This window comes from Microbacterium keratanolyticum, from assembly GCF_016907255.1.
GTDB classification, from domain to species: domain Bacteria; phylum Actinomycetota; class Actinomycetes; order Actinomycetales; family Microbacteriaceae; genus Microbacterium; species Microbacterium keratanolyticum.
Map to the genome: position 1 here is coordinate 838445 of NZ_JAFBBQ010000001.1, position 25357 is coordinate 863801.

General features: G+C 68.5%; 24 protein-coding genes. 9 read left to right on the forward strand and 15 right to left on the reverse strand.

The features are described from left to right. Positions 1-4 precede the first annotated feature (4 nt). From JOD62_RS03995 to JOD62_RS04010, 4 genes are read right to left on the reverse strand one after another with little or no spacing between them, the layout of a single operon-like run. Positions 5-1495 (reverse strand): glycoside hydrolase family 3 protein, encoded by a 1491-nt coding sequence (locus JOD62_RS03995; protein WP_204938026.1) that lies wholly within the window; start codon positions 1493-1495, stop codon positions 5-7. Then, a complete protein-coding gene (locus JOD62_RS04000) occupies positions 1492-2325 on the reverse strand; it encodes a carbohydrate ABC transporter permease (RefSeq protein WP_204938027.1) in 834 nt (277 codons plus the stop codon). The genes JOD62_RS03995 and JOD62_RS04000 overlap by 4 nt, the downstream gene beginning before the upstream one ends. Then, the gene (locus tag JOD62_RS04005; RefSeq protein WP_204938029.1) at positions 2322-3302 is read right to left on the reverse strand and encodes a carbohydrate ABC transporter permease; all 981 of its coding nucleotides are present in this window, start codon (positions 3300-3302) and stop codon (positions 2322-2324) included. Before JOD62_RS04005 ends, JOD62_RS04000 begins: the two co-directional genes overlap by 4 nt. 19 nt (positions 3303-3321) lie before the next feature. Then, complete coding sequence (locus JOD62_RS04010; RefSeq protein ID WP_204938031.1) at positions 3322-4626, reverse strand: sugar ABC transporter substrate-binding protein; 1305 nt, start codon at positions 4624-4626, stop codon at positions 3322-3324. 128 nt (positions 4627-4754) lie between these two features. Here JOD62_RS04010 and JOD62_RS04015 point away from each other — a divergent pair, with 128 nt between their 5' ends. After that, positions 4755-5621, forward strand: a complete 867-nt coding sequence (locus JOD62_RS04015) for a spermidine synthase (RefSeq protein WP_204938032.1) — start codon at positions 4755-4757, stop codon at positions 5619-5621. Between the two features lie 94 nt (positions 5622-5715). Here the strand turns inward: JOD62_RS04015 and JOD62_RS04020 are convergent, their stop codons facing one another. Then, positions 5716-7521, reverse strand: coding sequence for a glycosyl hydrolase family 18 protein (locus tag JOD62_RS04020; RefSeq protein WP_204938034.1), 1806 nt, complete (start codon positions 7519-7521; stop codon positions 5716-5718). A 249-nt stretch (positions 7522-7770) separates the two neighbouring features. Here JOD62_RS04020 and JOD62_RS04025 point away from each other — a divergent pair, with 249 nt between their 5' ends. From JOD62_RS04025 to JOD62_RS04035, 3 genes are read left to right on the forward strand one after another with little or no spacing between them, the layout of a single operon-like run. Further along, positions 7771-8298: a hypothetical protein gene (locus JOD62_RS04025; RefSeq protein ID WP_204938035.1), complete on the forward strand. Its 528-nt coding sequence runs from the start codon at positions 7771-7773 to the stop codon at positions 8296-8298. 45 nt (positions 8299-8343) lie between these two features. After that, a complete protein-coding gene (locus JOD62_RS04030; protein WP_204938037.1) occupies positions 8344-8832 on the forward strand; it encodes a SprT-like domain-containing protein in 489 nt (162 codons plus the stop codon). Between the two features lie 46 nt (positions 8833-8878). After that, entirely contained in the window at positions 8879-9361 is a 483-nt protein-coding gene (locus JOD62_RS04035) for a hypothetical protein (protein ID WP_204938039.1), read from the forward strand. A gap of 6 nt (positions 9362-9367) precedes the next feature. Here JOD62_RS04035 and JOD62_RS04040 read toward each other — a convergent pair whose 3' ends face one another. The 6 genes from JOD62_RS04040 to JOD62_RS04065 form a co-directional block, all read right to left on the reverse strand. Next, complete coding sequence (locus tag JOD62_RS04040) at positions 9368-10819, reverse strand: ABC transporter permease (protein WP_239526543.1); 1452 nt, start codon at positions 10817-10819, stop codon at positions 9368-9370. Further along, positions 10816-11577 (reverse strand): ABC transporter ATP-binding protein, encoded by a 762-nt coding sequence (locus JOD62_RS04045; RefSeq protein ID WP_204938040.1) that lies wholly within the window; start codon positions 11575-11577, stop codon positions 10816-10818. The genes JOD62_RS04040 and JOD62_RS04045 overlap by 4 nt, the downstream gene beginning before the upstream one ends. A gap of 122 nt (positions 11578-11699) precedes the next feature. After that, a complete protein-coding gene (locus JOD62_RS04050) occupies positions 11700-12338 on the reverse strand; it encodes a response regulator (RefSeq protein WP_204938041.1) in 639 nt (212 codons plus the stop codon). Then, on the reverse strand, positions 12335-13522 hold the full coding sequence (locus tag JOD62_RS04055) for a sensor histidine kinase (RefSeq protein WP_271171439.1): 1188 nt from the start codon (positions 13520-13522) through the stop codon (positions 12335-12337). Before JOD62_RS04055 ends, JOD62_RS04050 begins: the two co-directional genes overlap by 4 nt. Before the next feature lie 80 nt (positions 13523-13602). Beyond that, positions 13603-14631, reverse strand: a complete 1029-nt coding sequence (locus tag JOD62_RS04060) for an AMP-binding protein (RefSeq protein WP_204938043.1) — start codon at positions 14629-14631, stop codon at positions 13603-13605. Between the two features lie 5 nt (positions 14632-14636). Next, positions 14637-15548 (reverse strand): 1,4-dihydroxy-2-naphthoyl-CoA synthase, encoded by a 912-nt coding sequence (locus tag JOD62_RS04065; protein WP_204938044.1) that lies wholly within the window; start codon positions 15546-15548, stop codon positions 14637-14639. A gap of 70 nt (positions 15549-15618) precedes the next feature. On the opposite strand from JOD62_RS04065, the gene JOD62_RS04070 reads away from it, so the two are divergent. After that, on the forward strand, positions 15619-16314 hold the full coding sequence (locus JOD62_RS04070; RefSeq protein ID WP_271171440.1) for a peptidylprolyl isomerase: 696 nt from the start codon (positions 15619-15621) through the stop codon (positions 16312-16314). Here JOD62_RS04070 and JOD62_RS04075 read toward each other — a convergent pair. Together JOD62_RS04075 and JOD62_RS04080 are read right to left on the reverse strand one after the other, a co-directional pair. Then, positions 16301-17254, reverse strand: coding sequence for a permease prefix domain 1-containing protein (locus JOD62_RS04075; RefSeq protein WP_204938045.1), 954 nt, complete (start codon positions 17252-17254; stop codon positions 16301-16303). The two genes, JOD62_RS04070 and JOD62_RS04075, sit on opposite strands and share 14 nt — an antisense overlap. Before the next feature lie 2 nt (positions 17255-17256). Further along, positions 17257-17601, reverse strand: a complete 345-nt coding sequence (locus JOD62_RS04080; protein ID WP_204938047.1) for a PadR family transcriptional regulator — start codon at positions 17599-17601, stop codon at positions 17257-17259. Between the two features lie 129 nt (positions 17602-17730). Between JOD62_RS04080 and JOD62_RS04085 the strand changes: the two genes are divergently transcribed. Then, the gene (locus JOD62_RS04085; protein ID WP_204938048.1) at positions 17731-18714 is read left to right on the forward strand and encodes an o-succinylbenzoate synthase; all 984 of its coding nucleotides are present in this window, start codon (positions 17731-17733) and stop codon (positions 18712-18714) included. Here JOD62_RS04085 and JOD62_RS04090 read toward each other — a convergent pair. Beyond that, positions 18684-19337 carry a TetR/AcrR family transcriptional regulator gene (locus JOD62_RS04090; RefSeq protein ID WP_204938050.1) on the reverse strand — a complete coding sequence of 218 codons (654 nt, stop codon included), beginning with the start codon at positions 19335-19337 and terminating at the stop codon, positions 18684-18686. The two genes, JOD62_RS04085 and JOD62_RS04090, sit on opposite strands and share 31 nt — an antisense overlap. Positions 19338-19477: 140 nt before the next feature. On the opposite strand from JOD62_RS04090, the gene JOD62_RS04095 reads away from it, so the two are divergent. The 3 genes from JOD62_RS04095 to JOD62_RS04105 all read left to right on the forward strand — a co-directional run bounded on the left by JOD62_RS04095 (position 19478) and on the right by JOD62_RS04105 (position 24743). Further along, positions 19478-22288 carry an MMPL family transporter gene (locus tag JOD62_RS04095; RefSeq protein ID WP_204938052.1) on the forward strand — a complete coding sequence of 937 codons (2811 nt, stop codon included), beginning with the start codon at positions 19478-19480 and terminating at the stop codon, positions 22286-22288. After that, complete coding sequence (locus JOD62_RS04100) at positions 22285-24255, forward strand: YhgE/Pip domain-containing protein (protein WP_204938054.1); 1971 nt, start codon at positions 22285-22287, stop codon at positions 24253-24255. Before JOD62_RS04095 ends, JOD62_RS04100 begins: the two co-directional genes overlap by 4 nt. 80 nt (positions 24256-24335) lie before the next feature. Further along, complete coding sequence (locus JOD62_RS04105; protein WP_204938055.1) at positions 24336-24743, forward strand: RidA family protein; 408 nt, start codon at positions 24336-24338, stop codon at positions 24741-24743. A 66-nt stretch (positions 24744-24809) separates the two neighbouring features. Here the strand turns inward: JOD62_RS04105 and JOD62_RS04110 are convergent, their stop codons facing one another. After that, positions 24810-25208: an SHOCT domain-containing protein gene (locus JOD62_RS04110; RefSeq protein WP_204938057.1), complete on the reverse strand. Its 399-nt coding sequence runs from the start codon at positions 25206-25208 to the stop codon at positions 24810-24812. Between the last annotated feature and the right edge of the window lie 149 nt (positions 25209-25357).

Below are 25357 nucleotides of genomic sequence, written 5' to 3' on the forward strand. Positions count from 1 at the left end.
GCGCTCACGACGCCCCGATCAGCCGTTCCCGCGCAACCGCGGCTCCGATGCGGCTTGCGGCGCGCACATCCAGCAACGGCAGCGGCAGTTCGGTCTGCGCCGAGGCGAGCCCGACGTTGACGACCACGGCGTCGGAGGCCGCCAGTGCGACCTGCGCGACGAGGTCACGCTGTGCGGCAGAGCTGTGCAGCCGGTCCACCAGGGCGATGACCTGCAGGTCGCGCTCGGATGCCACGCGCACAGCCTCTGCGATCGCTGCGGACGTCTCCTCCGGGGAGACCTCCGTCGTGTCCACGCGGACACGGAATCCGCCTTCGGCCAGCGTCTCTCCCACGTACGCGGCCGCGCTGTCGACGGCGAGCGTCGAGCGGGTGCGGGCGTCGATCACGGAGAGGGCGGACGCGGATGCTGCGGGCAGCGCGCCCTGCACGCTGAGGGCACGGGCGACGATCTCCGCCGCATCCAGCACCTCCGACTGCGCGACCTCAGCGGCTGCGAGCTTCTCGCCGAGGCGCGCCACACGGGCGACCGCCTCCTCCAGCCGCTCTCGCGACAGCGAGCCGTCGCGGAGGGCCGCGAGGATCCCGTCACGCGCAGCATGGAAGTCGCGCTCATCCTGGTCGGGCAGCATAGCGGGCCCGGGATTGGTGGGGTTGCCGATGCAGATCAGATCGACACCTGCGATCAGCGCCTGCGCGGCGCCACCGCCGATCCCGACGGACTCGCGGATTGCGGCCATGTCGAGCGCGTCGGTGATGATGACACCCTCGAAGCCATCGCGGCGGAGCATCCCGAGCACATCCGCGTTGAGGGTCGCGGGCTGCTCGCCCCACGCCGGAACAACGATGTGCGCCGTCATGATCGAGTCCACGCCCGCGGCGATCGCCGCTCGGAACGGCGGAAGGTGGTCACGCTCGATCTCGGCCGGTGTGAGGTCGATCGAGGGCAGCGCGTGGTGCGAGTCCAGGTGCGTGTCGCCGTGACCCGGGAAGTGCTTGACGCACGCGGCGATGCCGCCACCCTGGATCCCTTCGACCGACGCCACGACGTGCGCCGAGACCTCTTCCGTGTCCGAGCCGAACGCACGCACCCCGATGACGGGGTTGCGCGGATCCGTGTTGACGTCGGCGACCGGTGCGAGCACGACGTTCGCGCCCGCGGCCGCAACGCGGCGTGCGAGCTCCGCTCCGGTCGCGCGCGTCGCCGCCAGATCGTTCAGGACACCGAGCTGCGCGGCACCGGGAAGAGTGGAACCGCTGCCGGCCTCCAGCCGGGTGACGCTCCCGCCCTCCTCATCGACGCCGATCAGCACACGCGGATTGGCCGCGCGCAGTTCTGCGCTCAGCGCCGCGACATCCGGTCCCATGTTTTGGGCGAAGTACACGACGCCCGCGAGGCCGTTCTGCAGTTCTTCCGTCAGCCACGACGGCGCCTGCGTGCCGAGGAACCCCGGCCACAGGACGCCGTTCGCGAGCCGGGTCAGCTCATCCGTCATCCCTTGACTGCTCCTGCCACGAGGCCGCTCGAGAGGCGGCGCTGCACGATCACGAAGAAGATCATGACCGGCACGGTGATGATGGTCGACGCGGCCATGATGCTGCCCCAGTCGTTCGAGTGCAGACCGAAGAACGACTTCAGACCGATCGCGACGGTGTACTGGTCGGTCGCGCCGCCCAGCATCGTCATCGCGAAGATGAACTCGTTCCAGGCGGTGATGAAGGCGAAGACGCTCGTGGCGACCAGACCCGGCATGACCAGCGGCAGCAGCACCGAGCGGAACATCCGCCACCAGCTCGCGCCGTCGATGTATGCCGCCTCTTCGAGCTCGACCGGAACAGCCTGCACGAATCCGCGCAGCATCCAGATGCCGAAGGCGAGCGACAGCGCGACGTACACGACCATCAGACCGAGGATGCTGTTGAGCATGCCGAGGCTCTTGACCTGCAGGAAGAGCGGGATCACCAGCGCCTCGAGCGGAACCATCTGCACGATGAGGATCATCATCAGCACCATGGTGCGGAACTTGAACTTGAACCGCGCCACGGCGACGGCCGCGAGAAGGCAGACGAACCCGCTCACCAGCACCGTGACGAGTGCGACGATCAGCGAGTTGCGGAGGAAGACCCCGAAGCCGCCGTCGTTGAGCACGAAGATGAAGTTGTCGAAGGTGAACTCCTGCGGGACGAGCGACTGCCCACCGCTGGAGGCCTTCTTGTCGAACGCACTGGAGAGCATCCAGTACACCGGGAAGAGCGTGAAGAGCAGGACGGCCGTGATCGCTACACCGAGCCCGACCTTGGAGAGGATGCGCTTCGACGAATTCACAGCTCGTCCTCCTTCATGAGCGAGCGGATGTACACGATCGTGATGCCGATCAGCACGAGGGTCAGCAGCACGGCGAGCGCCGAGCCGAAGCCGTAGCGGTTCTGGCCGAAGGACTCGACATACGACCAGACGCCGAGGTTCAGAACGGAACGGTTGCCGCCGTTACCACCCGGCATCAGATAGACCTGCGCGAAGACCTTGAAGTCCCAGATCGTGGAAAGAATGATGACGACGGAGAAGACCGGACGCAGGGTCGGGAAGACGATCTTCCAGAAACGACGCCACGCGCCCGCACCGTCGAGCGCGGCCGCCTCGAGCATCTCCTTGGAGACGCCGAGCAGGCCGGCGAGGATCGTCACGGCGACGAACGGGAAACCGTGGTGCACGACGTTCAGCAGCACGATCGCGTAGAAGGACCACTGGTTGGTGAACCAGTTGACCGGCTCGTCGATCAGTCCCCAGTCCAGGAGCATCCGGTTGAAGATGCCGCGGTCGGCGTCGAAGATCCAGATCCAGACATAGGTGCCGGTGACCGCGGGCATCGCCCAGGCGACCATGATGCAGCTGGAGACGATCGTGCGCCACACCGTGCCCAGGCGCGCGAGAAGCAGCGCGACGAGCGTGCCGACGGCGACCGTGACGAACACGGCGATGGCCGCGAATCCCACGGTGTTCGGAAGAACCGTGGTCCACAGCGTCGGCTTGGTCAGCGCCTCGATGTAGTTGTCGAGGCCGATGAAGTTGGTCTCACCGGTGTTGATCTCGCGCAGACCGTAGTCCTGCAGCGAGAAGATGACGACCTGGATGAGGGGCCAGAGCATGAGACCCGCGAGAATCGCGAGCCCCGGCGCAAGCAGAAGCCACGGGCGTGCCTTCGCCCAGGTGAAGAGACGGCGGCCACGCGTGGGGCCGCCGGCCACGGACGCGGGGGTCTCCCGCGCGTCCGTGGCCGGCAGTGGTGCTTGCACCATTGACATTTGTTGTCGTTCCTACTTGTTACTGGTTGAGCAGCTCGGTCATCTCAGCAGCGGCGTCCTTCGTCGCGGTCGCGACGTCCTTCTGCCCGCTGAGGATGGCCTGGATCATGGCGTTGGTGGTCTTCTTGGCCTGGACAGCACCGAAGTTCGGGGTCACCGGCACGGAAGCGCCACCCTCGACCATCTGCTTCGCGAACGGAGCGACGAGCGGGTCGGTCGAGGCGAGCGCCTCTTCCATCGCCGACTGCACGCCGGGGAAGTAGCCGGTCTCGGCGGCCCACTTCTCAGCGAACTCGCCGACGGTCATCATCTTGACGAACTCCCAGGCGAGCTCCGGGTTCTTCGTGGTGTTGAACACCGAGAGGTGCGAGCCACCGAGAACCGACGGGGAGATGGTGCCCGGCTTCTGGCCGGGGATCACGGCTGCGCCGATCTTGCCCTCGAGCTCCGGGTTCGCCTCGATGAGCGACTTGGGGGTCCACGATCCGGAGATCATCATGGCGACGTTGCCCTGCGTGAACGCGTCACGCTGGTCCGTCTCCTTCCAGGTCGTCGCACCGGCCGACGAGAAGCCGTGCTTCACGGCGAGGTCGGTGTAGAACTGGATGCCCTCCTGCGACTCCTTGCTGTCCAGCTCGCTGGTCCAGGTGTCGCCCTTCTGGGTTGCGACCTCGCCACCGGCACCCCAGACCCAGGGGTAGACCAGGAACTCGGCGTCGCCCGGAACGGCGTAGGCCATCATCTCGGGCTTGGCGGCCTTGATGGCCTCCCCCGCGGCGACGATGTCGTCCCACGACTCGGGAGCCGAGAGACCGAGCTCTTCGAAGACGTCGGCACGGTACATGATCGAGCGCACACCGGCGTACCAGGGCATGCCGTAGAGCTCTTCGCCGTAGGTGCCGGCGACCGCGAGACCCTCGACGAGGTCATCGCGCAGGCCCTTCTCTGCGTCGACGTACTCGTCGAGCGCGAGCAGCGCGCCTGCATCGGCGAACTCGGCGGTCCAGGTGGTGCCGGTCTCTGCGATGTCAGGGGTCGTGCCACCGGCGATCGAGGTCACGAAACGGTCGTGCGCGTCAGCCCACTGGACCTCTTCGATCTTGACCTTGGCTCCGGTCTTCTCCTCGAACTCGGCCGAGACGGCGTCGTAGAAGGCGGTGGCGTCGGGGTTGGTGCCCTTCATGATCCAGACATTGAGCGTCTGGCCCTTGCCGTCGACGGGGCCTTCGCTGGCCGCCGGCTGCGTGCTGCCGCCGGAGCAGGCTGCAAGCCCAAGGGTTGCTACCGCACCGAGTGCGATAACGGGAAGAATACGATTCTTCATTCGGCAATCTCCTCTTTGAAAACATCCGAGCGGCCGGGTGTCCACCGCTGGAAAAAGTATCCGGGATTGTTAGGCGTCCTGCAAGTTGCTTCCAATGTCGTTACCCGAACGACACGTAGGGTCGACGTATGGGACGAAATCGCGCCAAGGACACGGAGCATCCGAGCACGCGTCTGGACTCCGGATCACGCGCGTGGATCGCGCCCTCCGAGTTCACCTCCGGCTTCGAACTCCTCGTCGACGACACCCCGCAGTCCCACGTCGATCTGGACGACCCGACACACCTGCACTTCGAGTACATCGTCCGGATGGGCGCGGTGATCGACCAGCTCACCGAGCCCGGAGCCGCACTCACCGCGGTGCACCTGGGTGCGGGGGCGATGACGATCCCCCGCTACATCGAGGACACACGGCCCGGTTCGCGCCAGCAGGTCGTCGAGTTGGAGGGCCCGCTCATCGAGCTCGTTCGAGAACACCTGCCGCTGCCGCGCGGTGCCGCCATCCGCGTAAGGATCGGAGACGCCCGCGAGGGACTGCGCCGCCTGCCGCCGGCAATCTCGGGCAAGGTCGACCTCCTCGTATCCGATGTCTACTCCGGCGCGCAGACGCCGGCGCACCTCACCAGCGTGGAGTTCTACCGTGAGATCGCCGAACTGCTCAGCCCCAGCGGCGTGCTGCTCGTGAACGTGGCAGACGGACCTGGTCTCGCCTTCGCGCGCCGTCAGGTCGCGACGATCACCGCTGCGCTCGGCGAGGTCGCGATCCTCGCGGACACCCAGATCCTGAAGGGCCGCCGCTTCGGAAACCTCGTGATCGCCGCATCCGCCGCCGCCCTCCCCACCACCTGGTTGCCCCGCATCCTCGCGGCGGGACCGCACCCCGCGAAGATCGCACAGGGCGCAGAGGTCGCAGCGTTCGCGCAGGGTGCGCCGATCGTCACGGACGCGGATGCCACTGCATCGCCGCGCCCGGACTCTTCGCTGTTCCTGCGCTGAGCTCCCCGCCCCGGCGCGAGTTCCGCGACACAGCGAAGAGGGACCGGTCGAAGCCGATCCCTCTTCTGGGTGAGTGTGCGCTACGGGCAGCGCGTCACTTCACGACCCACGCCGAGCCTGCAGTGCCGGGCTTCTCGTTGCGGGTCCACCAGCGAGCCACATACTCCTCGCCGTCGTGCGTCACCACTGCGCCCTTGAGGTACACGTGATCTGCATACCAGGGCTGCACGGCGGTCAGGTCAGCACCGCACTCGGCGATCGTCTGCCAGCCACCGGTCGTGGTCGTGTTCGGGTACTCGCCGCGGGTGTTCCACAGCGCCTCGTGCACGGCGCCGTCAAGTACGACGCGGTTGCCGCGGGCGTACATCGTCGAGCCGTTCCACAGCGGGGCTTCCTCGCAGACCGTCTTCTCGGCTCCGGCGAGCGGGCCGGGTGCCGCAGCGGTGAGAACTCCCAGGCTCGCAGCGGAGAGGTCGCCGGCGACATCGCCGGGGAGCTGCCAGAAGTCCACGCCGCCCAGACCGTTGGCGATAGCCCACTCGGTCTTGTGCTGCACGGCCACCGGGTCGTCCATCGAGAAGAACTCGGACGTGCTGGGGTTGTAACCGTACGAGGCGTTGAACTTGCCGTCGGCCGTGTAGGCGTACTCGATCTCGATGCCGGCGGCCTTCAGCTCGTCCCAGGTCCTGGTGCTCCCGGCGACGCCGCCACCGGACGGCTGCCCCGGCTCACGCACGGCGTCCTTCCAGCCCTGACCGTAGGCGGCAAGGCCGAGGTTGAGCTTCGTCGCGGGGATGCCCGCGTTCTTGTACGTGGCGATGACCGTGTCGAGCCCCAGACCGCCGTTGAACGCCGGGTCTCCGTAGATGTTGCCCTGGTGACCGGTCTGGTTGCCCCACGGACCCCACAGGTCGTAGCCCTGGATGTTGCCGAAGTCGAGGTTCTCCCACAGCGCCGGGTCGTTCCAACCGCCGGCCCGGATGACCGTGGGGCTCGCCGGGGCGAAGGTCGTGATCTCGTACTCGGTGCCGTTCTCTGCTTCGCGAGCGTCGAGCTGCGCCCGCAGCTCCTGCGCGAAGGCGAGGAAGTTGGCCTTGTCGTTCACGGGGTCGATCACGTTGCCGACCTCCTGCGCCCAGTCGGGTGCGCCCGGCCACTCCCAGTCGAGGTCGAAGCCGTCGAAGATGCCGGCGGCTGCGCCGTCGCCACCACGACCGTCGATCTCGGGCAGGTTGCCGTCGATGTAGAGGTCGATGCAGGAGCTCACGAGCTTGGTACGCGCCTCGGGCGTCGCGACAGCCGTCGAGAAGGACTTCGACCAGGACCAGCCACCAAGCGACATGAGGACCTTGAGGTCGGGGTAGGCGCGCTTGAGCTGCACGAGTTGGTTGAACGCACCCGCGAGCTTCTGCTTCTTCGTATCGGCGACGCCCAGGATCGACTCCTCCGCGCTGAAGGCGCGCACGAAGTCGATGTCAGCCTCGCCCGCTGCTCCCGTTTCGCCGGGCGCAGAGGCGACGCCGTCGGAGATGAAGCAGGTGTACGGCTCGACCCCGTCGAGCCCCTTGACGCCGGCGTCCCGCGCCGCATCGAGCGTCGCCTGGTCGCCAGCGATGTTGCCGAACGAGTAGTTCAAGTGCGTGATGGAGCGACCGTGCGCCCCGTCGATGAACAGCGCCTTCAGGCTCTTGGCCGGGTCATCCGCCATCCACTGCCCGTAGTAGCCGACGTTGCGATAGCCGTTGATCGTCGTCGTGGGCGTGCTGGTCGAGTCCGTGGCATCCGCTTCGGCGGCCTGTGCCGCGGGCGCGATGCCCAATGAGAGCGCAAGGGCGGCGCCGAGCGCCAGAGGGATCACCTTGCCCAGAGGCGAACGACGGGTGGACTGAGCTGGTGTCACGAACGAACTCCTTTGTCGGAACGAGAGATCGCGTCACGCAACTGGACGTGGCCAGTCGGACGCACCGCCATGCTCGCAGAGGCACTCCCCGGATGCTTCGGACCGAGGCGAATGTGTGGAAACTACGTATGCCCCACAGAGTCGCACCGGTATACCGTTGTGGCGGTGGGCGTCGCTGGGCGTGCCTCGACCCGATGCCGGAAGTCGCAGGCAGACTGGATGATGATCGCCAGCGGAGAGGAGAGACACGTGGGTTTCATTCGAGGATTCGACGAGGACACCCTCCGCGAGGTCGTCGATACCGCCGAGTGCGACGCACGGCTCGCCGAGATCGACGGACAGCGTTCGCTGCCCGCACTGCTGGAACGCGTCTGGCTGCTGAAGGTGCTCGGGCGCCTCGACGAGGCTCTCTCGCTGGGCGACGAGACAGTGCGGTTCGCGCGGATGGCGGGAACTCGCCAGGACCTGCTGCGCTCGCGCGTCCTGCGCGCCACCGTCCTGCAGTACCGCGGTGCCTACGCCGCCGCCGACCAGGAGATGTACACCTGCGCCGCCGAAGCGGAAGGGCAGGGATGGCCGTCGATCGCCGCGTTCGCCCATCAGCACCGCGGGCGGAATGCCTACGAAGCGGGTGACTTCGCGCAGGCACGTGAGAGCTTCAAGCGCACGCTCTTCCTCCGTCGCGAGGCGGGAGCGGATGACGCCGCACTGGAGAGCGCACTGCGAGCGATCGAGGCCGCAGACAAGCGTCGCGGACCGGCGCTCGTCCTCAGCTGACGATCCCCACTGGGCGTTGTCCGCCGCATGGCCTACCCTGACCTCATGGCCGAGTTAGACCGTGTGCGCATCTGGGGTGAGGCGCTGATCCGGGTACACCTCGACGACTCCTGGTCGTTCGCGTTCGACAACGCCAAACGTCGCGCGGGTCAATGCAACTTCCGTGACCGTCGGATCACCGTGTCCCGCTATCTGGCCGCCCGGTTCGATGACGACGAGATCCACCAGGTGCTGCTGCATGAGGTGGCGCACGCCCTCGCGGGTTTCCACGCGGCGCACGACAAGACCTGGAAGCGGATCGCCCGTGAGCTGGGGTACGTCGGGGGGACGACACACCACGGCGAAACGGCGACCGAGCTCGCCCCCTGGGTGGGCAGCTGTCCGGCTGGGCACACCACCTACCGCCATCGTCGGCCCAGCAGGCCGACGTCCTGCGTCAAATGCTCGCGCACCTTCGATCCCGCCTACCAGTTCGTCTGGGTGCGGCGCGAGATCACGACAGAGGTGCGACGCGCAGCGCAGCTGCCGCGCTGATCGCACCCCGGTTCCGTCCTGCCTCGCAGAGGTGTTGGATGGGCATATGAGGATCATGCTGAAGTTCGCGATCGACGTCGATGCGGATGCCGCGTGGCACGCGCTGCACTCGCCCGCGGTGCTGAGCGAGATCTACGGGCCCCTCATCACGCTCGAACATCTCTCGCCCGACGACAGCCCGGAGACCGCGCACCCGAGCTACGCCGTGCAGATGCGGCTGTTCGGCGTGATCCCGCTCGGTCGGCAGCTGATCGCCCTGAGCGACAGCATCCGCGATGATCGCATCGGGACCGTGCGCATCGTGCGCGACAGCGGGATCCCCCTGACAGGGCCGCTTTCCTCACTGGACGTCTGGGACCATCAGATGGCAGTGTCGCCGGTGCCCGGAGACCGGCGACGCACCCTGTGGCGTGATCGCCTGGTGATCGCCGGTCCCCTCACCCCTGTTCTCTGGCCGATGCTGTGGGTCGTGTGGCAGTGGCGGCAGCGCCGGATCCGTCGGATCGCCCCGTCCTGGGCGGGCGACTGACACCCGCTACTCCGCGGCGAGCGCCTCGACCGGCGTGACCCGCGTCGCGAGACGCGTCGGCGTCGCCGCCGCCACCAGAGTCAGCGCCGCGGTCGCGAGGACGATGATGACCATCGGCAGCCAGGGCACGTAGGGGGCCACGAAACCCGCAGGCTCCATGTTGGGGAGCGTTGGCACCGAGCCCAGAAGAGACTGCGCGCCGACCCACCCGTAGACGACGCCCAGCACCAGCCCGGTCAACGTCGCGGCGATCGTGATGTGGGCAGCTTCGAAGAGCACCATGGCCCGCACCTGGCCACCGGTGAGACCGATCGCGCGCAGCAGCCCCAGCTCCCGCCGTCGCATCACGACGCCGATGGTGAGCAGATTGACGAGTCCCACCGCGGCGATGACGGCGCATACCGCCACCAGCACCATCATGATCGCGCCGAAGGCGTCGAAGGGTGCGAACACCTCCGCGGGGACCTCCCCGTCGAGCTGACGCATCATCATGTGCTTCGCCGACTCGAGAGCGACGGCGAACATGGTCACGAGCGTGACCCCCATGACGACACCGATCGCCATCCGGCTCGAGCGCTCGGAGAAGCGCATCGCGTTCTCCGCGGCGAGCCGTGCGGTCGCGCTCGAGCCGAACATGCGCCCGACGGCACGAAGCACGGGTGGCATCACGAGCGACGCACCCAGCGTCAGTCCGGTGAAGGAGAAGAGCCCGCCGACGAATGCGACGACGACGCCGAGGGGCGACATCAGGCCGAGCACGACGCCGGCGGCGAGCAGCAGCGTTCCCAGGCCGAGGAGGACTCCCGCGACGGCATGGCGTCCGCGGCCCGCCGCGACCTCCTCGCGGCTGAGCTCGACCGAGCCACCCAGCGCCTGCAGCGGAGTGACCGTCAGCACGCGGCGGGAGCCCACCCAGGATGCGAGCCAGGTCGTCAGGGCGACGCCCACCACCGGGACGATGATGAGCGGCTGCGCGAGCGTGAACCCGACCGGGGGATTCGCGATGAACGGCCCGCTGATCGCGACACCCGCGGCCGACAACCCCAGACCGATGAGCAGGCCGGCCGTGGCGCCCAGCACACCCACGGTGAGCCCCTGCTGTCCGACCTGCAGGCGCTGCGAACGCGCCGTCGCTCCGATCAGACGCAGGAGTGCGATCTGCCGTGTGCGTCCGGCGACGATCGTCGAGAACGTGTTGGCCGTGACGATCGCGGCGACGTACATCGCGACCGCGGTGAGCAGCACGGACAGGATCGCGACGACCACGGCCAGCGTGCCGCTGTCGCCGATGAGCGGATCCGCTTTCAGCACGGCTCCGATGAACACCGTGGTCTCCACGAGCGTCACGCCGAACGCCGCAGACAGCGTCGCCACCAGCACACTCGCGCCCATGCCGCGCTCACGCAGCCACGCAAGACGCGACGTCGGCAGCGGCGTCTCCATCAGTGTGCCGCTCATGCCGCCACCTCCGCGGCGAGCATGTAGGCCGAGATCTGCTCGGGGCTCTGGCGAGGGTGGTCCGCCACGAGGCGTCCGTCGCCGAGGAAGAGCACCCGGTCGGCATGGCTGGCGGCGATCGGATCGTGCGTGACCATCGCGATGGACTGTCCGTGCTCGCGGCAGGCCGCGGCGAGCAGCGCGAGGACTTCGCGTCCTGTCCGCGAGTCGAGGTTTCCGGTCGGCTCGTCGGCGAAGATCAGGTCGGGAGCGCCGGCGAGCGCCCGGGCGATCGCAACACGCTGCTGCTGACCGCCGGAGAGCTCGTGCGGCCGGTGCCGCAGACGCGGGCCGAGCCCGAGCGACTCGACCAGCCCGTCGATGCGCGCACGCTCCATCGCCGAGGGGCGGCGTCCGTCGAGGTCGAACGGCAGCAGGATGTTGCCGAGCACATCGAGCGTCGGCACGAGGTTGAAGGCCTGGAAGATGAAGCCGACGCGGCGGCGCCGCAGAATCGTCAGGTCGAGGTCGCCGAGGCCCGTGATCTCGGTGTCGCCGATCCATGCGCGACCGCCGGTGGGCTGATCGAGCCCGGCCATGATGTGCATCAGGGTCGACTTGCCGGAACCGGAGGGGCCCATGATGGCGGTGAACTGTCCGCGACGGATACCGACGCTGACGTCATCGAGGGCGCGCACCGCGTTCTCGCCGGTGCCGTAGGTCTTGGACAGGTGCTGGACGCGGGCGGCGAGGCCGAGGTCTGTGGTCGTGATCTCCATGCCTTCGACGCTACGAAGAGAGCCCGAAACGGCACATCCGTCCGCCGATTCATCCGGCTACATCGCGGGGATGATCCCGCGTGCACCCTCGCATGCATGCGGTTCCGGAAGACGCCCGGCGGTCACACGAGGCCGTGCTCGAAAGCGAAGACGACGAGCTGTACCCGGTCGCGCAGCGCCAGCTTGGCGAGGATGCGACTGATGTGCGTCTTCACGGTGGCCTCGGAGAGGAACTCGCGCGCCGCGATCTCGGAGTTGGACAGTCCACGGGCCGCGAGGGCGAAGATCTCCTTCTCGCGGTCGGTGAGAAGTTCGAACTCCTCGGGCACCGCGGTGGGCTGGGCATCCGCGAAGTGCGCGAAGAGGTCGCGGGTCGCCGCCGCCGCGAACACCGCCGATCCCTGATGAACGGTGCGGATCGCCGAGAGCAGCGACTCCGGCTCGGCATCCTTCAGGAGGAAACCACTCGCCCCCTGACGGATGGCGCGCGCCGCGGCCTCATCGAGGTCGAAGGTGGTGAGCATGACGACCTTCGGAGGGTCGGGCTGCGCGAGGATCTCCGCGGTCGCCGCGATGCCGTCCATGACGGGCATGCGGATGTCCATCATGACGACGTCGGGGGCCGTCGCGCGCACGACCTCGACGGCTTCGCGCCCGTCACCGGCCTCACCGACGACTTCGAGATCGGGCTGCGACGCGACGAGCATGCGCACCCCGGCCCGAAACAGGGACTGGTCGTCGACGAGTACGACGCGGATCATGCGGCTCCTCCGATCGGGAGCCGCGCGCGCACGTGGAATTCTCCGTGCACCTGCTCCGTGGAAAGGTTACCGCCGACGAGCTGCGCACGCTCTCGCATGCCGATGAGGCCGTGTCCGCCGACCGCCGGCGTGGCGGATTCGGTCGCCGTCGAGTTTCGGACGTGAAGGTCGACATGGTGGGGCATCCACGAGATCGTCACGTCGACGTCGCCGCTCCCATGTCGGATGGCGTTCGTGAGTGCCTCCTGCAGGATGCGGTAGACGGCGAGCTGGATGCTCGCGGGCGGCTCCCCCGGCGGCAGCGGATCGATCGTCACCCGGGGTTCCATGCCTGCGTTGCGCACCTGCGCGAAGAGCTGCTCGAGATCGGCGAGCGTCGGCTGCGGCCCCTCCCCCTGCTGATGACGCAGCTGCGTCAGCAGCATCCGCACATCCGACAGTGCGGCGCGTGACGTCTGCGCGATCGTGGCGAGTGCGGTCGTCGCAGCCTCCGGATCGGTCGCTGCCGCATACCGAGCGCCGTCAGCCTGCGCGATCACGACCGCCAGCGAATGTGCGACGACGTCATGCATGTCTCGTGCGATCCGCACGCGCTCCTGCTCTGCGATCGCCACGGCCTCCGCGCGAACCTGGGCCTCCCGATTGCGACGTGACTGCAGCACCAGGCGCCAGAGCAGACCCGCCCCCCAGCACAGCAGCAGTCCGAAGACCCCGGTGATCATGAAGATGCCGCCGACAGTGAACACCCGCACGGTGGTGAAGGCGTCCTGGATCATCGACCCGCTCGACAGCACCCCGAAGTAGCCCCCGGCGATGATGCCACCCAGCACCGCGGATGCACCGCCGATCCACACCAGGCGTCTGCTGCCCCAGGCCGCGGCCGCGAACAGCACGGCGAAGATGGCGATGTTCGCGATGCTCGGCACCTGGGCCGTGCTCAGCTGCACGAATGCCGCCGCCCATGAGATGCTCAGCGCGACGCCCGGACGAAGGCGGGCGATCGCCGCCGCGAACCAGAGCGCGGCGCCGACGAGGAGCTGGACGGTGAGCGACGCCCACGTCGGCAGCACCGCCTCCGTCTGAGCGGACACCATGGCCAGCGAGAGCGGCACCGTGAGCACGAAGCCGATGGCAGCGCCCAAGATCTCAAAGACGAACTGGATCGAGATCGGCGTGCGGGTCACGACTCCACGCTACGGGAGCGGACGCTGTGCGGCATCCGTCTGCAGATGTATCCCGCGGGAGGCACACGCCCGGACGATGCTCAGGTCGTCGCGGCTCTCGCGAGGGCCGTGAGAGCCGCCCTGTCGGGTTTGCCTGATGCCAGGACGGGGATCTCGGCGACGGGGATCAGCACCGAGGGGCGGGCGGGGGCTCCGATCTGCTCCGCAACGGCGATGCGCGCGACGGCGAGCAGTTCGTCGACGACCGGTGCGGTCACGGGAGCGACGATGGCGGATGCCTCCCCCCAGCGCGCGTGGGCGATCGGAACGACCACAGACTGTTGGAGTCCGGGAATGCCGCGCACCACGCGTTCGACGCGGTCGAGCGACACGTTGACGCCACCCGAGATGATGACGTTGTCGGCGCGACCCGTCACCCTGACGACACCGCTCTCGATCTCCCCGAGGTCGCCGGTGCGATACCAGCGCGTCCCGGCGTGGTCCTCGACGAATGTCCGTGCGGTCAGCACGTCGTCGCCGAGGTATCCGTCGGCGAGCATCGGCCCCGCGAGCTGCAGTTCCCCGTCGACCGCTCGCACACGCACGCCGTCGAGCGGGACGCCGTCGTAGACGCAGCCTCCGCTCGTCTCGCTCGATCCGTACGTGCGCACAATGCGGGCGCCAAGCTCGGCAGCACGGACCCGCACGGCATCGGGCAGCGCCTGGCCGCCCACGAGCACCGCGTCGAACGCGGCGAGCGCCCGCGCCCCGTCGGGGTCGTCGAGCAGCGTGGCGACCTGCGCAGGGACCAACGAGGTGAGCAGCCGCCGGTTGCGTTCAGAGGCCACCGCCGTGGCCGCCACGAATGCCTGCGCGGTGAATGACCCCGCCAGCGTCACCGGCTCGGTGCCGGCAAGCGCCGAGCGTACGAGCACCTGCAAGCCCGCCACGTAGTCGGTCGGCAGTGCCAGCACCCACTGGCCGACGCCGATGCGCGCCGCGGTCGCCTCAGCACTCGCACGAAGGGCTGCCGCGCTCAACACGACCCGCTTGGGAACTCCCGTCGAGCCTGACGTCTCGATCACGGCGCCCGACGCCAGCGCTGCACGCCCCTGCTCTGCCCCACTCATGCGCGTCAGTAGTGATACGGGAACGCCGACCAGTCGGGCGCCCGCTTCTCGAGGAACGAATCACGACCCTCGACGGCCTCGTCGGTGCCGTAGGCAAGGCGCGTGGCCTCGCCGGCGAACACCTGCTGGCCGACGATGCCATCATCGACCGCGTTGAAGGCGAACTTCAGCATCCGGATCGCCGTCGGCGACTTGGTGAGGATCGTCCGCGCCATCGCGATCGCCTCGCGTTCGAGGTCTTCATGGGCGACGACGCGATTCACCGCACCCATCTCATAGGCACGCTGGGCAGAGTACTCCTCCGCGAGGAAGAACACCTCGCGGGCGAACTTCTGGCCGATCTGCTTCGCGAAATACGCCGAGCCGTAACCGGCGTCGAAGCTGCCCACGTCGGCATCCGTCTGCTTGAAGCGGCCGTGCTCGCGGCTCGCGATCGTCAGGTCGCAGACGACGTGCAGCGAGTGTCCGCCGCCGGCGGCCCACCCGGGAACGACGGCGATGACGACCTTCGGCATGAAGCGGATGAGGCGCTGGACCTCGAGGATGTGCAGGCGCCCCGCGCGCGCCGTGTCGTGCACGGCCGTCTCGTCGTCGGAGTACTTGTACCCGTCGCGACCGCGGATGCGCTGGTCTCCGCCGGAGCAGAACGCCCAGCCGCCGTCTTTCGCGCTCGGCCCGTTTCCCGTGAGGAGCACGACCCCGATCTTCGGGTCCTGGCGCGCGATGTCCAGTGCCCGGTAGAGCTCATCGACCGTGTGCGGGCGGAAAGCATTGCGCACCTCGGGCCGGTGGAAGGCGATGCGGGCGACACCGCCGTCACGGGAGACGTGCGCGGTGATGTCGGTGTAGGCCTCGGCGCCAGGAGCGAGCTCCCACTCGGCGGGGTCGAACAGATCGGAGACGAAGTCGCTGGTCACGCCTTCTACCCTATTCCGGCGTGCGCCGACGGCCGCAGTGGACCGTCGCACTCGCGTACGATCGGGTCTCGTGCGTCTGACTTCCTCTCCCGGCCTTCGTCGTTCCCTGCTCGCTCTGGCCGCTGCGTCAGCACTCGCCCTCACGGGATGTGCGTCGAACCCTGGTTCCCCGGAGTCGCTCGGTCCGTCGTCGGACGATGTCGCTGCCTCCGGAGCGTGCAGCTATCCCGAGACCAAGGGACGGCCAGCAGCGAAGCCGGTCGATGCACCGCACACGGATCCGACGCACTCCGGCGCAGTCGCGGCGACCGTCTCCACGAGCGTCGGCGATCTCGCCGTCACACTGGATGCGGATGCTGCGCCCTGCACGGTCAACAGCTTCCTGTCACTCGCGGAGCAGGGCTACTTCGACGACACGAGCTGCCACCGTCTCACTGTCCGCGGAATCTACGTTCTGCAGTGCGGCGACCCGACGGCATCTGGCACCGGCGGTCCCGGCTACTCGTTCCCGGACGAGCTCAGCGGCAGCGAGACCTACGGCGCCGGCACCCTCGCGATGGCCAACTCGGGCCCCGACACCAATGGCTCGCAGTTCTTCGTCGTCTACGCGCCCACCGATCTCCCGCCGAACTACACCGTGTTCGGTCAGCTCAATGAGACCAGCACGAACACGGTCGCCGAGATCGCCAAGGCCGGCACGGAGTCCGGGAGCCCCGATGGGGCTCCCAAGACCCCTGTGAGCATCACCGGCATCACCCTGAAGTAGCGGCGCGGCGCGCCTTGCGCCATCCGTCGATCGCGTCCCAGGCCGAGATGCCGACGATCATGAATCCGGTGAGCACCGCCAGGATGCGCAGCACCTCACCGTCGACCCGCCCGGTGAAGGCCAGTTCGATGAAGACCGGATTGATCAGGTCGCCCCGCACCAGAAGTGTGAGACCCCAGCTGACGAAGAGAACGGCGAGCGCGGTGTTCGCCACCGCGAACGCACGCGTCCATCGACGACTGCCGTAGACGGCGATCGCGAGCGCGCCCTCGGCGCCCATGAGCAGGAAGAGCGCCGTGATCCACCCCGGCCACAGTTCGGGGTTGAGCACCGGTACCGCGACGCCATCGACGAACGCGAACCCTCGGAAGTGATCCCAGATCACCGCGCCCGCAGCGATCACGAGGAACACGAGCGAGGCGATCATCTCCGAGCGCCCCGTGCCGTTCTCCTGCGGCTCGGGCAGCATGTCGACGTTCCAGCGCACGCCGGTGTCAGCGCCCGTGCGCTCCAAGAGGAAGAACACGAACGTCACCCAGAACGCGACGTGCATCGCCACGGTGACGGCAGCGCCGATCGAGGTGCCGATGATCTCTCCGATCGGAGCATTCGCGAGGGTCTGTCCGAGAGCGACGGCTCCCAGAACGCTCACTGGCACGATGATCAGCAGCAGCTTCAGCAGGCGCCACCACACCAGGTAGTACCGCGGACCGATCAGGTGCAGGGGACGTTCCGCGTAGCCGGCGGCGAGCGCCGCAGGGTCGCCGAGTTCGGTGAGAACGCCGCGCTCTGCGGCATCCGGGCTCTCACCCTGTTCGAGGCGCGCCTCGACAGCGTCGGCGATGGATGCTTCGAGCTCGACCCGCACATCTTCCTGCGCGTTCGGGGCGAGTGAGCGGGTGACCGCGTCGATGTAGCGCGCGGTGAGCGTTGCAGCCATGATCAGTGCTCCTCTTCCGGGAGGTCGGTGCCGAGATCGGCGATGGAGGCGGTGAGGGCGGCCCACTCTGCGGTCAGCACATCCGCGAGAGCGGCACCCGCCGCAGAGGTGCGGTAGAACTTTCGAGGCCGGGCCTCGTCGGTGTTCCACTCGCTCGTGAGGTACTCCTGCTTCTCGAGCCGACGCAGGAGCGGGTACAGCGTGTTCGCGTCGGTCGCGAAGCCGCGCCGCGCGAGTTCTTCGAGCAGACCGTAGCCGTAGCCGGGCGTGCGCAGCAGCTGCAGACACGCGAGGACGACCGTGCCGCGGCGCAGCTCCTGAAGATGCGTGTCGATTACCTCATTCATGATTGAGACAATACTGTGTGACGCACACTAATGTCAACGCTCAGCCTCCGAGCGCGCTCGCGCTGACCCCGCGCATCGCCGCGCCGCCCCCGTACCCCGGAATCGTGACGCGCGGAGCAGAATGGGCACATGCACCCCACCTTCGCCGACATCGCCGCCACCGCCCGTGTCGTGTCTCTGCCGATGCACACCCGCTTCCGCGGCGTCGACACCCGAGAGGCACTGCTCTTCGAAGGCCCCGAAGGCTGGGCGGAGTTCTCCCCCTTCGTGGAGTACGACGACACCGAGGCATCCGTCTGGCTGGCCGCCGCGATCGACTTCGCCTACGCGCCGCAACCCGGCGCCCTGCGCGATCGGGTACCCGTGAACGCGACCGTTCCTGCCGTCGCCGCAGACCACGTCGCCGCCGTCATCGCGCGATTCGACGGCACCCGCACGGCGAAGGTCAAGGTCGCCGAGCGCGGGCAGACGCTCACCGACGATATCGCGCGAGTACGCGCTGTGCGCGACACCATGGGGCCAGAGGGGCGCATCCGCATCGACGCGAACGGCGGCTGGAACGTCGACGAGGCGGAACACGCGATCCGCGAGCTCGCGGCCTTCGACCTGGAGTACGCCGAACAGCCCTGCGCGAGCGTGGAGGAGCTCGCCGAGGTGCGCACACGCGTGAAGTACATGGGCGTTCCGATCGCCGCCGACGAGAGCGTCCGCAAAGCCGCCGACCCTCTCGCAGTGGCACGCGCGGGCGCCGCGGATCTGCTCGTCGTCAAAGCGCAGCCGCTCGGCGGACTGCGCCGCGCGCTCGACATCATCGCCGCGGCGGGGCTCCCCGTCGTCGTCTCCAGCGCGCTCGACACGGCCGTCGGGCTTTCGCAGGGCGCCGCACTGGCAGCCGCGCTTCCCGAGCTGGAGTTCGACTGCGGTCTCGGCACGGCCTCGCTGTTCGCCGACGATGTCGCCGACTTCCGTCCGCGCGGCGGGACGGTACCCGCGGATCGGGCGGTTCCGGATGCGGCCGCGCTCAGCCGGCTCGCCGCATCAGACGAGCGTCGGGAATGGTGGATGCGGCGGCTGGAACGCTGCTACGACGCGCTCGACGCACCCGCCGAGTGACCCGGGGCGAGCAGCAACTCGACCATGTCGGCGAGAGCCGCTCCGCCCGCTCGATGCAGCTTCTCCCCGTCGAAGCCGCTGATGGCACAGCGCACCATCGTCCCCTCCCAGATCGAGGTGAGAAGATGCGCCGCCGTGGAGACGTCCACGCGCAGTGAGAAGGCGCCGGAGTCGACGATGCCGCGGATGATGCCCTCGATGCTCGCCGTCATCTTCTGCTCCTGCACGAGGTAGGCCTCCGCGAAGAGCGGACTGCGCAACGCATGATTGCGGATCTCGCTCATCAACATGACGTCGAGACGATCGTCCATGCCGGTCTCCATGATCTGGTGCACGAGTTCGAGCGCATCCAGGTCACTGCCCAGCATGCCGCGAGCGACGAAGGCATCGATGCGCGCGCGAATGGTCTCAAGTCGAGCGGCGGCCACCACCGAGGTGAGCTCGAGGAACAGCGCATCCTTCGACTCGAAGTTGGAGTAGAAGGCGCCACGCGTGAAACCCGCACGCTCGCAGATGTTCTCGACGCTGGCACCCTCGAGTCCGACCTCGGCGAAGACCTGGGCGGCCGCGTCGAGCAGACGGGCGCGTGTGTTCTCACGACTCCGAGTCGTCGGTGCGGTCATCAGTGCCTCCCAGGCTCTTCTCCATCATTCACACCCCGTACACAGAATGCGAGAGGCGGACCCCCTTACGATACAGGTGTGTATTGAATACACCTGTGTATCCGCACAATCACCCTCGTTCGGCTTCCCGGAGGAATCGCGTGTCCACTCTTCTTTCTTCCCTCGGTCGCTGGTCCTACCGGCACCCGTGGCGCGTCCTCGTGGCCTGGTTGCTGCTGCTCGGCATCGCCGGCGGCGGCGCTCTCGCCTTCGGCAAGAGCTTCGACAACTCCTTCAGCATCCCCGGAACCGAGTCGCAGGCAGGGCTCGAGCAACTCGAGCGCACCTTCCCGCAGGTCAGCGGCACCAGCGCGCAGATCCTCGTCGTCGCCGCCGACGGCGATCGCGTGACCGATCCGGGCTACCGCGAGCCCATCGAAGCGGCCGTCGCCGATCTCGAAGACCTCGACGGCGTGCTCGCAGCGACCTCGCCGTTCAACGAGATGGTCACAGGGATGGTGAGCGACGAGGACACCGCCGCGATCCTGCGTCTGCAGTTCGACGGCCAGGCCACGGACGTCACGGAGGAGACGACCGACGCCCTCACCGCGATCGCCCGCGAACTCGCAGACGAACTGCCCGAGGGCAGCTCCGCCGTGCTCGGCGGCGACCTCTTCGCGATGTCGATCCCGGGCGTCACGCTCACTGAGGCCGTCGGTCTGCTCATCGCACTGATCGTGCTTGTCGTGACGTTCCGCTCCTTCGTCGTCGCAGGTCTCCCCCTGCTCACGGCGATCCTCGGCGTCGGCATCTCGATGGCCGGCATCTTCGCCGCCACCGCCGTCAGCACGATCTCCTCGACGACGCCGCTGCTCGCCCTCATGCTGGGCCTCGCGGTGGGGATCGACTACGCCCTGTTCATCGTCTCGCGCCATCAGGACCAGGTGCGCGCCGGCGTCGACCCCGAGGAGTCCACGGCCCGCGCGACGGGCACCGCAGGATCGGCTGTCGTGTTCGCCGGCGTCACCGTGCTCATCGCGCTCATCGGCCTGGGCTTCGCCGGCATCCCGTTCCTGACGACCATGGGAATCGCGGCATCCGTCGCCGTTGCCGTCGCCGTCATCATCGCCGTCACCCTGACTCCCGCACTGCTCGGGTTCATGAAGGGTCGCGTCGCCGGCCGTCCCAAGAAGGAACGCCCGAAGAAGACCAAGAAGGTCGCGGAACCCCGCCCGGCGACATCCACCCGCTGGGTCACGCGGGTCACACGGCACCCGATCGTCTCGGCCCTCGCCGTCGTGATCGGCCTCGGCGTCGTCGCCATCCCTGCCCTCGACCTCAACCTCGCACTGCCGAACGCCGGCGTGCTGCCGAAGGGCTCCGAAGCGCGGCAGACATACGACCTCACCGCCGAGCACTTCGGTCCCGGGTTCAACGGACCGCTGATCCTCACCGGAACGATCGTCACCTCCACCGATCCCCTCGGCCTGATGGAGGATCTCGCCGATGCCGTCGAGGAGATCCCCGGCGTCGCCGAGGTCGCGCTGTCGACGCCCAACGAGACGGCGGACACCGGGATCGTGCAGGTCATCCCGACCACGGCTCCCGACGACCCCGCGACCTCCGACCTCGTGCGGGAACTGCGGGCACACCACGACGAGTGGCTCGAGGAGTTCGGCGTCGACCTCACCGTCACCGGCTTCACCGCCGTCGCCATCGACATCTCGGATCAGCTCGGTGCCGCCCTCCTGCCGTTCGGGATCTTCGTCATCGGCCTCTCGCTCGTGCTGCTGACGATCGTGTTCCGCTCGATCTGGGTGCCGATCACCGCAGCCGCCGGATATCTGCTGTCGATCGTCGCCGCCTTCGGAGTGGTCGCCGCCGTGTTCGAGTGGGGATGGTTCGCCGACTTCCTGCACGTGGCCCGCACCGGTCCGATCATCAGCTTCATGCCGATCGTCCTCATGGGTGTGCTCTTCGGTCTCGCCATGGACTATCAGGTGTTCCTGGTGTCGCGGATGCGCGAGGACTATGTGCACGATCCCGAGCTGCGCGGGGCGACGAGCAACAGCCCGGAGCACAGGACGATCCGTCGCGCCGCGGCGATCCGCGCCGTCCGCACCGGCTTCTCCGGCTCGGCGAAGGTCGTCACCGCAGCAGCGATCATCATGTTCGCGGTGTTCGTCGCGTTCGTGCCCGAGGGCGACTCGTCGCTCAAGCCGATCGCACTCGGCCTGGCCGCGGGCATCGCCATCGATGCCTTCCTCGTCCGCATGACGCTGATCCCCGCGCTCATGGCGATTCTCGGCGATCGCGCCTGGCGCATCCCCGCCTGGCTGGAGCGGGTGCTGCCGCACGTCGACATCGAGGGGGAGGCCGTCGAACGCGAGCGCGCCCTTGAGACGTGGCCGGGAGACGACTCGGTCATCGCCGCCGAGGCGCTGTCGGTGCAGGCGGACGCTCCGATCATCGAAGAGCTCGACCTGCGCGTCGCCCCCGGTGCCGCCGCGGTCGTCGTCGGGCGCACCGCCGCGGTGCGCACGACGCTCGCGCTCACGGTCGCGGGACGCATCCCTGCCGCAGGCGGACGTCTGCGTGTGGCAGGGCACCTGCTCCCCGGCCGTGCCAGCTGGGTGCGTGCGCATGTGGGTTGCGTGCTCGTGGCGGCATCCGAGGCTCCCCTTGAGGCCCTGCGCGATGCTCTCCGCGGGCGCAGCAGCCTCGTCGTGATCGACGGCATCGACCGACTCAGCGCCACCGAGAGCGACCAGGCATCGGCGATGCTGCGGGACGCGGCCGCACGACGCCCGCTCGCCGTCCTCGTCACGGCGGCCGACGCCGACAGCGCCGGCAGTCTCCTCGTCGATGCGGGCTGGTCACAGGCCGCTCTCGTCGACCTCGCCAGTACGGGCCGCCGGTCCGTCTCCGCGCCCTCTTCATCCGCTTCCGACACCGCAGAGGTGACCGCATGACCACTCTGATCGAACGGGCGCGCTCGCGCCGCCCTGTGACCTGGCTCACGCTCCTGGGCGTGCTGCTGCTGCCTGCCGCGCTCGGCGGTGTGCTCGTGGCCGCGCTGCAGAACCCCACCGAGCGCCTGGAGCAGATGACCGCGGCGATCGTGAACCTCGACGAGCCGGTCACGCTCGACGGGCAGATGGTTCCGCTCGGCCGCCAACTCGCCTCCGGTCTCGTCGACGGCGGTGACGCGGATTCCAACCTCACGTGGGTCATCTCGAACGAGAAGGATGCGGCGAAGGGGCTGACCGCCGGCACGTACCAGGCGGTCGTGACGATCCCCGAGGAGTTCTCCGCCGCGGCGACCTCCGGCGGCCAGGCCGTCGGCGGCGCCGACGTCACCCCCGAGCAGGCGACCATCAAGGTCACCACGGCCCCCGATGGGCGCGTTGCCGACGGGCTCATCACCAACCAGATCGCGGCGGTCGCCGCATCCACGATGGGCACCACTCTCGCGGAGACGACGCTCGAGAACGTGCTCGTCGGCTTCACGACGATCGGCGACCAGATCGGCACCGCCGCAGACGGCGCGGGTCAGCTCGCGAGCGGTGCGCGGGATGCAGCGACCGGTGCCGCCGCCATCCCCGAGGGAGCCACGAAGCTCGCCGACGGCGCCGGACAGCTCGGTTCCGGCGCGGGAGCTCTCGCCTCCGGCCTCGACACGATCGCCAGCGGAACCCGAGACGCGCAGAACGGCGCCGCGCAGCTCGGTGCCGGACTCATCGGCGGCGCGGACCAGCTGGTGGCGAACGGGATCGTGCCACAGGAGCTTCTGGGCGCTGCGGCTGTCAGCCAGCAGAATGCCGATCTCGTTGCTGCGTCTGCCCCGGGACTCGCGACAGAACTCGGCGCACTCGCGGCCGAGTGCGCCGCTGACCCCAACATCCCGGCTACGTTCTGCGGACGTCTCGGCACAGCTGCGACAACCGCAGGCGAGATGGTCCGCCCCGCGCTGACGGCTCAGGGCGCGGCAGCAGGTACCGCCTCTGGCCTGAGCCAGCTTGCCGCCGAAGCACCCACGCAGATCGCCAGCTCCATGCGCACGGCAGGCGACGCCGCGAACGCCCTCGCGGGTGGCCTCGGACAGCTGGCGGCCGGTGTCGATCAGTCGGCGGCCGGCGCGCGGGAACTGTCTACGGGCGCAGGAGCGCTCAGCAGCGGAGCGTCCGAGCTGAGCACCGGCGCGGCCACGCTCGCGACCGGCCTCGACACCCTCGCCACGGGAACCAGTGACCTTGCCGACGGCCTCGCCACGGCGAGTCGCGAACTTCCGTCGTACGCCGACGGTGAGGCCGCGAACCTCGCGTCCGTCATCGCGTCCCCGGTCGCGGCCGACTCCGGCGATGCGGCGATGTTCGGTCCCACCGCGATTCCGCTGCTCGCCACCGTCGTGCTGTGGTTCGGCGGACTGGCCTCCTTCATCGCGATGCGCGCCGTCACCGGCAGCGCCCTCACCTCGCGCCGCCCCTCGGCCGCGCTCGCCTGGCGCGCCCTGCTGCCGGCCGCGGCGATCGGCGCGGGTCAGGGACTGCTCGTCGCACTGATCGTGCAGATCGTCGCCGGCTACGACGCGACCGCATGGTGGACGTTCGCCGGCGTCGCGATGGTCGCAGGCGTGGCGTTCGCAGCCGTCAACCAGGCTCTCGTCGCCGTGTTCGGTGGGGTCGGACGTTGGATCTCCGCACTCATCGGCGTCATCGCCGTCGCCACGGGCATCATCTCCACCGTGCCGGGGTGGCTTGCAGGCATCGCCGGGTTCCTGCCGACCGCGCCCGCATCGGTGGCCCTGATCGGCGAGACCGGAGCCGGGTCCGCCGTCGTGGGCATGCTCGTCTGGGCGGTGCTGTCGTTCCTCGCGACGACGCTCGCCGTTGTCCGTCGGCGCACGACCTCCGCGAAGGCGGTTCTCGCCGCAGCGTAACCAGCCATCCCGTCTCAGCCCCCCCTGCCCTCGTGGCAGGGGGCAGGATGAAGGTCTCACCACCAGCAGCAGGAGCCCGCATGCCGAAAGCCGTGACTCTCATCCGCTCGAACTCGCTCTCGTCGGTCGCTGAATACGCTTACGCGGCGACAGCCCCGTCGGACGCCCGACTGATCTTCCTCGCGGGGTCGTGCCCGCTCAACGACGACGGGTCGACCGCGGGGATCGGCGACTACGCAGCGCAGGCGGCGAAATGCCTCGAGAACATGCGCATCGCCCTCGCCGAAGCCGGAGCCGACATCCACGACGTCATCAGCACGCGCGTGCTCGTGGCATCGACCCGTCAGACCGACCTCGTGGCCGCGTGGGAGGTCGTGCGCGACGCCTTCGGAGCGCACGACGTACCCAGCACATTGATGGGCGTGACCGTGCTCGGCTACGACGACCAGCTCGTCGAGATCGAAGCCATCGCGGCCGTCATCGACTGATCACACCCCTGGCCGACGACAGAGCCGCGCACACCCCGAAGGGCGCGCGCGGCTCTGCGTAAGAGGTCAGGCTTTGGCGAGCGCCGACTGCTTGAGCTTGTCGAACTCTTCTGCCGTGATCGCACCCGAGTCGAGCAGCTGCTTCGCGTGGGCGATCTCCGCGGCGGGGGTGGCAGCGACGCCCGAGACGGAACGGATGTATTCGTTCGCCGCCTCCTGCGCCTGGGCGGCCTGCTGCTGGGCGCGCTCGCCCATGCCACGGCCACGCGCGATCAGGTAGACGAGCGCCGTGACGAAGGGCAGGAACACCAGGAACAGCATCCAGACGGCCTTGGCCCATCCGTTGAGCTTGTGATCACGGAACAGGTCGCTGATGATCGAGAACAGCGCCATGAGGTAGGCGACGAAGACGAAGATCGTCAGGAACCACCAGATGGCGTCCCAGATCGTGGTCCAGAAGGACATGATTTCTCCTTGACGGGGTAGGTGACGGTGATGCGAGAACAACGTCGATGTCGTCAAGACCCCTTCGTCAATGAAGAGGCGCGCGCCATCCCGGTCAGAATACCGGCAGCGAAGCCTGCTTTGTCACCGGTTCTCACCCCAAAAGCGGG

What these genes read in the sequence shown, in the direction of transcription:
- JOD62_RS04090 (WP_204938050.1), bottom strand. Translation starts at nt 19,337, where the DNA reads ATGACCGCACCGACGACTCGGAGTCGTGAGAACACACGCGCCCGTCTG.
- JOD62_RS03995 (WP_204938026.1), bottom strand. Translation starts at nt 1,495, where the DNA reads ATGACGGATGAGCTGACCCGGCTCGCGAACGGCGTCCTGTGGCCGGGG.
- JOD62_RS04060 (WP_204938043.1), bottom strand. Translation starts at nt 14,631, where the DNA reads ATGAGTGGGGCAGAGCAGGGGCGTGCAGCGCTGGCGTCGGGCGCCGTG.
- JOD62_RS04080 (WP_204938047.1), bottom strand. Translation starts at nt 17,601, where the DNA reads ATGAATGAGGTAATCGACACGCATCTTCAGGAGCTGCGCCGCGGCACG.
- JOD62_RS04110 (WP_204938057.1), bottom strand. Translation starts at nt 25,208, where the DNA reads ATGTCCTTCTGGACCACGATCTGGGACGCCATCTGGTGGTTCCTGACG.
- JOD62_RS04040 (WP_239526543.1), bottom strand. Translation starts at nt 10,819, where the DNA reads ATGAGCGGCACACTGATGGAGACGCCGCTGCCGACGTCGCGTCTTGCG.
- JOD62_RS04105 (WP_204938055.1), top strand. Translation starts at nt 24,336, where the DNA reads ATGCCGAAAGCCGTGACTCTCATCCGCTCGAACTCGCTCTCGTCGGTC.
- JOD62_RS04015 (WP_204938032.1), top strand. Translation starts at nt 4,755, where the DNA reads ATGGGACGAAATCGCGCCAAGGACACGGAGCATCCGAGCACGCGTCTG.
- JOD62_RS04030 (WP_204938037.1), top strand. Translation starts at nt 8,344, where the DNA reads ATGGCCGAGTTAGACCGTGTGCGCATCTGGGGTGAGGCGCTGATCCGG.
- JOD62_RS04100 (WP_204938054.1), top strand. Translation starts at nt 22,285, where the DNA reads ATGACCACTCTGATCGAACGGGCGCGCTCGCGCCGCCCTGTGACCTGG.
- JOD62_RS04085 (WP_204938048.1), top strand. Translation starts at nt 17,731, where the DNA reads ATGCACCCCACCTTCGCCGACATCGCCGCCACCGCCCGTGTCGTGTCT.
- JOD62_RS04035 (WP_204938039.1), top strand. Translation starts at nt 8,879, where the DNA reads ATGAGGATCATGCTGAAGTTCGCGATCGACGTCGATGCGGATGCCGCG.
- JOD62_RS04045 (WP_204938040.1), bottom strand. Translation starts at nt 11,577, where the DNA reads ATGGAGATCACGACCACAGACCTCGGCCTCGCCGCCCGCGTCCAGCAC.
- JOD62_RS04010 (WP_204938031.1), bottom strand. Translation starts at nt 4,626, where the DNA reads ATGAAGAATCGTATTCTTCCCGTTATCGCACTCGGTGCGGTAGCAACC.
- JOD62_RS04005 (WP_204938029.1), bottom strand. Translation starts at nt 3,302, where the DNA reads ATGTCAATGGTGCAAGCACCACTGCCGGCCACGGACGCGCGGGAGACC.
- JOD62_RS04075 (WP_204938045.1), bottom strand. Translation starts at nt 17,254, where the DNA reads ATGGCTGCAACGCTCACCGCGCGCTACATCGACGCGGTCACCCGCTCA.
- JOD62_RS04050 (WP_204938041.1), bottom strand. Translation starts at nt 12,338, where the DNA reads ATGATCCGCGTCGTACTCGTCGACGACCAGTCCCTGTTTCGGGCCGGG.